Annotated in this window: 4 protein-coding genes; 2 read left to right on the top strand and 2 right to left on the bottom strand. The window is 59.5% G+C overall.

What is annotated here, in order from left to right:
• Nucleotides 1-227 precede the first annotated feature (227 nt).
• Nucleotides 228-5,759, top strand: coding sequence for a glutamate synthase-related protein (locus tag QMM04_RS18640; protein WP_282996741.1), 5,532 nt, complete (start codon nucleotides 228-230; stop codon nucleotides 5,757-5,759).
• 53 nt (nucleotides 5,760-5,812) lie between these two features.
• Nucleotides 5,813-7,567: a sulfite reductase subunit alpha gene (locus QMM04_RS18635; RefSeq protein ID WP_021507751.1), complete on the top strand. Its 1,755-nt coding sequence runs from the start codon at nucleotides 5,813-5,815 to the stop codon at nucleotides 7,565-7,567.
• 111 nt (nucleotides 7,568-7,678) lie between these two features.
• On the opposite strand, the gene sspB is transcribed toward QMM04_RS18635, so the two are convergent.
• Together sspB and sspA are read right to left on the bottom strand one after the other, a co-directional pair.
• Nucleotides 7,679-8,164: a ClpXP protease specificity-enhancing factor gene (sspB, locus tag QMM04_RS18630; RefSeq protein WP_021507752.1), complete on the bottom strand. Its 486-nt coding sequence runs from the start codon at nucleotides 8,162-8,164 to the stop codon at nucleotides 7,679-7,681.
• 3 nt (nucleotides 8,165-8,167) lie between these two features.
• Nucleotides 8,168-8,802 (bottom strand): stringent starvation protein SspA (gene sspA / locus QMM04_RS18625; RefSeq protein ID WP_282996740.1); only part of this gene is annotated, 635 nt, incomplete at its 5' end.

Here is an 8,802-nt window from a genome sequence, read left to right as displayed (position 1 = left end):
GGCATATCTATGCAGCAAGAAGACTCCCTCTGGATGCAAGTTATCTCCCTTAGAGACCGGATTTTATGGACAGCCAATCAAGGACGTGAATCAGTGCCTTGATTGTCGTTGTCCGGTGTTGCGACGTCCGCGTAAAAGCGCGCGAAAACAAATTGATACAGCACGCAGCAGCGCTCTGTGCCTGAAATAATGCAGGTAATGTCTAAAGCAGTTTAAGGAGACCCTCAATGTCCACTCAACAACCTAACCCCTGGGGTTTGTATGATCCATCAGCAGGAAGCGACAGCTGTGGTGTAGGTTTCATTACCCGCAAGGACGGCGAGCAGACCCATGAAATCCTGCAGATGGCGCACAGCGCCCTGTGCACGGTACCGCACCGTGGCGGGATGTCTGCAGAGGGTGTGGGCGATGGCGCGGGCGTTAACGTTGACCTCTCCCTGAACTTCTTCCGTAAGCTGACCGGTCAGGCGCTGGAAGCGGGCCGCTTTGGCGTGGGCAACTTCTTTGTGCCGAAAGATGCGGCGCTGCGCGCGAACGCAGAGCGTCTGGTTGAAGAGACGCTGGCGGCTTACAACTTCCCGGTGCTGCTGAAGCGTGATATGCCGCTGGACAACAGCGTCACGCGTCCGGCCGCACAGCAGTTTCAGCTGCCGATCGTGCAGTGGGTGTTTGCCGCACCGCAGGACGTTACCGAGCAGAGCGACTTCGAGCGCCACATTTACCGTGCGCTGCTGGACATCGAAGCACGCGCCTTTACCGAAAGCGAATTCGGCGGCCTTTATCCGCTGTCGCTGTCGTCGCGCACTCAGGTGTTCAAAGCCCGCCTGAACTCCAACGAAGTAATTCCTTACTTCAAAGATCTGACCGATCCCGATCATCAGGTGCGCGGACTGTTTTTCCATACCCGCTTCTCCACCAATACCGATCCGCATACCACAATGGCGCAGCCGTTCCGTCTGATGGCGCACAACGGTGAGCTGAACACGGACCGTAAAAACCGCATCGCGGAAGCGGCACTGATGCTGGCGCGCGGCAAAAAGATCGTGCGGCCAAAAGGCCAGTCTGACAGTTCGCGTCTCGATCAGAGCATCCACAGCCGTCTGATGGAAGATAACCTCGATCTGATCAACGCCGTGGTTTCAATGATGCCGCCGGCGTGGGAAAACGACACCTCGCTGTCGGCTGAAGTGCGCGCCATGCTGGAATACTTCTCGCTGTATGAAGAGAAGAACGACGGCCCCGCCGCGCTGATCTTCGGAAACGGCGAAGTGATTGGCGCACGGCTGGACCGTCTTGGTCTGCGTCCGCTGCGCTCCGTCGAAACCGCTGAGTACATCGGTGCGATGTCAGAAGCCGGCCAGATCGCCTTCCCGCCGGAGAGCGTGCTGCGCCGTGGCCGTATCGAAGCTGGCGGCATGCTCTATTACGATCACAAAGAGAAACGCTCTTACACCACCGTGCAGGCGCTGGAAAAGCTGGCGGCGGAAAAAGATTATCTGTCCCTGGTGCAGGCGGCACGCGTTGAACTGCAGCAGCTGCCGGAAGTGCCGGCAGAGAAACTCGGCTCGCCGCTGCGCTATCGCGGCGACCTGAAAACCTATCAGCGCTTTGTGGCTTACTACTACAACCAGGAAAGCTTCAAATTCATGATGGACCCGATGCTGCAAACCGGCGCTGAGAAGATATCCGCGATGGGTTACGGCAACGCCATCAATGGCCTGTCCGATCATGAAGGCGGCATGGCGCACTACTTCTCGCAGCGCTTTGCACAGGTCACCAACCCGCCGCTCGACTCCATCCGTGAAGCGGACGGCATGACGCTGCGCGTGGCGCTCGGCGCTAAACCGCACCTCGGCCGCAGTAAAGGCCAGCAGATCATCGTGCCAAGCCCAATCCTGACGCACCTTGACATGCTGCGTCTGCGCGAGCAGAAAGTGGCGCCGTATGCGCGCTTCGAGATGCTGTATGAGCCGGTGATCGGTAAAGACATCGTCAGCCGCGCCGCCAACGCCAAAGCGCTGGAAAACGCTATCGATAACCTGGCGCAGCAGGTGGTGGATTTTGCCCGTCAGCAGGGCGGCATCGCGGTGATTACCGATCGCCATATCTCTTCAACCCATGCTGCCATTCCGATGCTGCTGATGGTGTCGGCCATCAACCAGCGTCTGGTGCAGGAAGGCCTGCGTCTGGATGTGTCACTGGTGGTCGAGAGCGGCCAGAGCATCTCCTCACACCATATCGCCGCCACGCTCGGCTTCGGCGCCTCTGCCGTGTATCCGCTGGGCGTACAGATGCGTGCAGAAGAGAAGTTTGGCGAAGGTGAAGAAGGCAACAAAGCGTTCAAACGCTATGCCAAAGCGGCAGAAAAAGCGCTGATGAAAACCATGGGCAAAGTGGGCCTGTGTACCGTTGAGAGCTACAGCTGCGGTGAGTTCTTCGAGCCGAACTTCCTCGATACCGAAGATCCGGTGCTGAAGAAATATTTCCCGAATATCAAAACTCCGGTGGGCGGCGCGGGCTTCCCGGCCATCGCGCAAATGGCGGTGGACTGGCACCAGAGCGCACTGAAAATTCAGGGCGAAGCCGAAGTGCCACTGCTGGGTCTGTTCAAAGAACGTTCTGAGGGTGCGGGCCACTCGTATGGCACCATCGCAGTACGTACCTTTATTGATATGACAGAGCAGCCGATTCGTTTCGCCGACAAAGCGCGCGAAGAGGACAACTTTATCCGTCTGATGACGCTGGCCAGGCTGGACAACGCGTTCAGCATCAAAGCCGAGTCGTTTAAAGACAGCAGCTTCGAGCGCATCCCGAATGCGGTGATCGACAGCTTTGCTATCACGCCGGATTACCGTCAGTTCTCCAGCCTGATGCACGCTGAGCGTAAGCGTCGCCCGGCGGCGCTGCGCGACATCCTCGCGCTGCCGTGCGATCTGACCCACGTGGACAGCGAAGCCGAATTTGGCCGCAAGCTGGGCCGCTACTCGCTGGTTAACAACGGCTTCGCCATTCGCGGCCTGCGCTGTGAAGCGGTGAACGGCAGCCTCAACCAGTTTGAGCTGCGTCTGATTGATGCCATTGCCGGCCTGAAGCCGGAGAGCGAGCGTCTGGCCGCGCTGTCACGCGCGCTGAAAACCCGCTTTAACGATGAGATCGAAAGCAGCAGCATCACTGAAGGCGTGTTGCACATTACCGCTTACGGTCAGGCAGCAGACTATCTGGCAAAAATCTTTACCGCGCTGCCCTCGCTGCCGCTGGAAGAGATCCAGCCGGCGCACGAAATCACCCGTACCTTCGCCTCAGGCGCCATGAGCCACGGCGCGCTGGTCGCGCCGGCGCACGAAGCGGTAGCGCACGGCACCAATATGGTGGGCGGAATGAGTAACTGTGGTGAAGGTGGCGAACACTATTCACGCCACGGCACCATTCGCGCATCGCGCATCAAACAGCTGGCGTCCGGTCGTTTCGGCGTGTGGGCGGCTTATCTGGCCGACCCGATGCTGGAAGAGCTGGAGATCAAAATTGGCCAGGGCGCTAAACCGGGCGAAGGCGGTCAGCTGCCAGCACCGAAAGTGACGGTGGAGATTGCGGCCGCACGTGGCGGTACGCCGGGCGTTGAGCTGGTATCACCGCCGCCGCATCACGATACTTATTCTATCGAGGATTTGGCGCAGCTGATCCACGACTGTAAAGCGGCACGCGTGCGCGTTATCGTCAAACTGGTGTCGTCTGAAGGCATCGGTACTATCGCAGTCGGCGTGGCAAAAGCCGGCGCAGACGTCATCAACGTCGCCGGTAACACCGGCGGCACCGGCGCGGCGTCGGTCACCAGCCTGAAATACACCGGGCGCGTGGCGGAAATCGGTATCGCCGAAGTACACCAGGCGCTGTGCGCGAACGGGCTGCGTGACAAAGTGCAGCTGCGCTGCTCCGGCGCACAGCAGACCGGCAGCGACGTGATCAAATCGGCCCTGCTCGGCGGCGACAGCTTCGAGTTCGGCACCACCGCGCTGATGATGCTGAAATGCGTGATGGCGAAAAACTGTAACGTCAAATGCCCGGCAGGCCTCACCACTAACGCTGAAGCCTTCGATGGCGATCCGCGTCAGCTGGCGCAGTACTTCATCAACGTGGCGCAGGAAGTGCGTGAGTTCCTCGCACGCCTCGGTCTGCGTTCGCTGCGTGAAGCGCGCGGCCGCTCTGACCTGCTGCACCTGATGGATCATCCGCTGGAAGTGGGCAAACTCGATCTGCGCGCCATGCTGACCGTGGTGCCGGAGCAGAAGATCGCTCAGCCGGTGTATCTGGAAAAAGATTTCGAGCTGGACGATGGCTGGGTAGAAGAGCTGAAAGCGCAGCTGGTTGATGCCGCCCGCCGCGAGATTACGCTGGGTAACGGCGTGACGCTGAACAACCGTAACAAGAGCGTTGGCGGTCAGCTGGCGATCGATATTGAGCGCATGCTGAACCACGAGCTGTCGGCGCAGCAGCTGGCCGCACTGCCAGCGGTACTGCAGGATGACCGTGGCCGGAAATATCTGGCACCGCGCACAGTGCAGATTGATACCCGCGGATCAGCCGGTCAGTCATTTGGCGCGTTCTGCAACGACGGCATGCAGATGAAGCATTACGGCACCTGTAACGATGGCGTCGGTAAAGGTCAGTGTGGCGGCGAACTGGTGGTGATGTCACCGGGCGGCGGCGCACAGGACAGCGACGGCAACGTGCTGATTGGTAACTTTGCGCTGTTCGGCGCGACCGGCGGTCGTCTGTTTGTTCAGGGCCAGGCCGGTGACCGTTTCGCCGTGCGCAACTCAGGCGCCACCGCGGTGGTGGAAGGCGTCGGCGACTTCTGCTGTGAATACATGACTAACGGCGCGATTCTTAACCTCGGCACCTTTGGTAAAGGTTTCGGTAACGGCATGAGCGGCGGCTTCGCCTATCAGTACGATCCGTACCGTTCCCTGGCCGCGCACGCCGCCGGTGATTCGGTGCTGTTCGGCTCCATCGCTGACGAAGACGAAATGGCGCAGGTGCACAAGCAGGCAGTGCTGACCATGCTGCACTGGCACCTCGAAGCCACCCAGTCGCCGCGCGCGGCATGGCTGCTGGAGAACTGGGAAACCGAGTGTCAGCACTTCGTTTATGTGATGCCGCGCTCGCTGCTGCTGTATCAGGACGGCGGTGAAATCCTGAAAGCGAAAACGCGTAAGGATTTGCTGGAAGAGCTGTCCACGTCGCTGGCCGCGCATCAGGTTGCCAAGTTCAAATCAGCCTGGCGTGCGGGCAAAACCATCGCCGACGGTGCGGTACCGGCCTACGGCGCGACCGATACTCAGGAGATGTTTGTTCTGCTGAATAACTACACTGTTCTGAGCTTCGCGCAGCAGCTGGCGCTGGGCAAACTGCCGAAAGGCACAGCGGTGGAAGACGCGGCAGTCGAGAAAGCGGTTCGCAACCTGCTGATGACCGAAGATTTCGCGCTGGTCAGCAAACTGCAGCGTCATGCCCGTGCGGCCATTGAGAGCTACAGCGATGATGAGCTGGCAAGCCTGATCGCCGCCAAGCGTATGTCGGATTACAAAGCCGCGCTGACGCAGCGCAACATTCGCTCCATGGACAGCCTGGCAACCTATGGCTGGATCATTTATCAGGACGCCTGCAACCGTGAGGTGCTGGGCCATCTGCCTGATTTTGAAGAGCTGTTTGCACGCGCCGCACTGCCAGAGATTGCCGCCGCGGTCGGGAAACTCTCCTGATTGTGCTGCGAAAGAAGATTGATGACGATAAAACGGTTTGAGTACTGATATCCATGAAGATTCCTTACATTCCTGAAGACGCGCCGTTTAACGGCGAACAGAAATACTGGCTGGCGGGGTTTCTCGCCGGTCTCCACTCGCGCCTGCTGGTATTAGAAGACAAGCAGACCGCACCGGCAGCGGGCGCCAGCGCCACCACCCAGCTGCATATTCTGTTTGGTTCCCAGACCGGTAACGCCGAAGCGCTGGCGCAGACCGCAGCCAAGGCGGCGCGCGCTAAAGGCCTGGTGCCGGTAGTGCAGGCACTGGGTGAAGTGGATCTGGATGTGTTCGCCACCATGCGTCATGTACTGATCGTCACCTCCACCTACGGCGAAGGCGAAATGCCAGACAACGCACAGCTGTTCTGGCAGGCCATCTCAGCCAGCACCGCGCCGCGTCTGGAGCAGATGCACTTTGCCGTGCTGGCAATCGGCGATACCGGCTACGACGGTTTCTGCCAGGCCGGTAAGTTCATTGATATGCGCCTGGAGCAGTTGGGGGCGAAACGCGTGGTGGATCGCATCGACTGCGACATCGATTACGAAGAGCCTTCCAGCGAGTGGATTGGCAGCGCCATGCCACAGTTTGCCGCCAGCGCGGGCAGCAGCGGCACGGTGCTTGAGAGCGCGCCGGAAGCGCCGGTAATCCCAGGCAGCAACAAGCAAAACCCGTACGCGGCGGCGCTGGTGACCAATAAGCGTCTGTCCGGCGAGCAGTCCGCCAAAGATATCCGTCACTTCGAATTTGACCTGAGCGACAGCGGCCTGAAATACGAAGCCGGTGATGCGCTGGGCGTGATCCCGGTTAACGATGCCGGGCTGGTGAGCCTGCTGCTGAGCGAGCTGAAAGCTGACTACGAAACCCCGGTGCCGGGCTTTGACCGTAACCTCGGCGATCTGCTGACCTATCAGTTCGAGATTTCTGAGCCGTCGCGCAAGCTGATTGAGTGGGTCGGACAGCACACTACCAACCAGGAGCTGCTGCACGTCCTGCAGCACGACGATAAAGACACACTGGCCAACTGGCTGTGGGGCAAAGATACGCTGGATCTGCTGCAGCTCGAGCTGAAGCGCAGCCTGTCGGTGCCGGAGCTGGTGGCGATGCTGCGTCCGCTGCAGCACCGTGCTTACTCCATTTCGTCCAGCTCGAAGGCGCACCCTAACCAGGTGCATCTGACCATCGCTTCCGTGCGCTATCACAGCGGTGGCCGCGAGCGTAAAGGCGTGTGCTCCACCTATCTGGCTGAACGCGTGCGTCGCGGAGAGAAGCCGGCGATCTTTATTTCGCCGAACAAAGCGTTCCGCGTGCCGGCGAACAATAACGCCCCGCTGATCATGGTCGGTCCGGGTACCGGCATCGCGCCGTTCCGCGCCTTCCTGCAGGAGCGCCAGGCGACCGGTGCTGAAGGTAAAAACTGGCTGTTCTTCGGCGACCAGCATCAGGAACATGATTACATTTATGCGGATGAGCTGGCGGGCTGGCAGCAGAGCGGTCTGCTGACGCATCTTGACCTGGCCTTCTCCCGCGATCAGGAAGAGAAGATTTACGTGCAGAACCGCATGCTGGAGAAAGGCGCTGAGCTGTACGCCTGGCTGCAGGAAGGCGCCTACTTCTACGTCTGTGGCGATGCCTCACGCATGGCTAAGGATGTCGACGCCGCGCTGTATGAAGTGGTGCGTCAGTTCGGTGGTCTTTCCAGCGAGCGTGCCGCAGCCTATATCGATCAGCTGAAGAAAGATAAGCGTTATCTGCGCGACGTTTATTAAGATGGGTACAAAGGGAGCGCTACGCTCCCTTTGGTCTGCCGCGCGCTAAGCCGCGCTGCGACACAGGCATAAAAAAACGGGCTAGTCAGCCCGTTTTTTATTTTCCGCGATTTACTTCACTACGCGCAGTGAAGGACGTCCACCGCGCGGCGGCGGTTCGTCATCCGGTGAAGAGTCGTCATCCGTCGCATCGTCCGGACGGTCACCATCAATCACCGACATCAGCGTCTCTTCCTGGCCGCCTTCCTGCTCGTCGCCGGACAGCTCATACGCAGGCTCCGGTTCGAACATGGTGCCGGCGCCGTTTTCGCGCGCGTAAATCGCCAGCACCGCAGCCATCGGCACGGATACCTGGCGCGGCACGCCGCCGAAACGCGCATTGAAGCGCACCTGATCGTTGGCAAGCTCAAGGTTACCCACCGCGCGCGGCGCGATGTTCAGGACAATCTGTCCGTCACGAGCGTACTCCAGCGGCACCTGTACGCCAGGCAGATTGATATCCACCACCAGATGCGGCGTCAGCTGGTTGTCGAGCAGCCATTCATAAAAGGCCCGCAGCAGATAGGGACGGCGGGCAGTAAGTTGCGACATTTCCATAGATTAGCCCCGGGCTTGCAGGCGCATTTCACGTTCGGCTTCCGTCAAAGAAGCGAGGAAGGAGTCACGTTCAAATACGCGCGTCATGTAGCCTTTCAGCTCTTTCGAACCTGCGCCAGCCAGATCCACACCCAGCTGCGGCAGACGCCACAACAGCGGCGCCAGATAGCAGTCAACCAGGCTGAACTCTTCGCTCATAAAGAACGGCGTACGTGAAAACAGCGGCGCGATGGCCAGCAGCTCTTCGCGCAGTTGCTTGCGCGCGGCATCGGCTTCGGCACCGCTGCTGGTTTCAATGGTACGCATCAGGCTGTACCAGTCCTGCTCAATGCGGTGCATCATCAGACGGCTTTCACCGCGCGCGACCGGATAAACCGGCATCAGTGGCGGATGCGGGAAACGCTCATCGAGGTATTCCATGATGATGCGGGATTCATACAGCGTCAGTTCACGGTCGACCAGCGTTGGCACAGTGCGATACGGGTTGAGGTCAATCAGATCCTGCGGCAGATTATCCGTTTCAACCTGCTCGATCTCCACGCTGACGCCCTTCTCAGCCAGCACGATACGTACCTGATGGCTGAAAATGTCAGTCGGACCAGAAAACAGCGTCATTACCGAACGTTTGTTGGCAGCGA

It is taken from the genome of Pantoea sp. Pa-EAmG (assembly GCF_030024295.1).
Taxonomy (GTDB): Bacteria; Pseudomonadota; Gammaproteobacteria; order Enterobacterales; family Enterobacteriaceae; genus Pantoea; species Pantoea dispersa.
This window is presented reverse-complemented; position numbering and strand designations above follow the sequence as displayed.

Coding starts and splice junctions, on each gene's coding strand:
- QMM04_RS18640 (WP_282996741.1), top strand. CDS start 228: ATGTCCACTCAACAACCTAACCCCTGGGGTTTGTATGATCCATCAGCA.
- QMM04_RS18635 (WP_021507751.1), top strand. CDS start 5,813: ATGAAGATTCCTTACATTCCTGAAGACGCGCCGTTTAACGGCGAACAG.
- sspB (WP_021507752.1), bottom strand. CDS start 8,164: ATGGAAATGTCGCAACTTACTGCCCGCCGTCCCTATCTGCTGCGGGCC.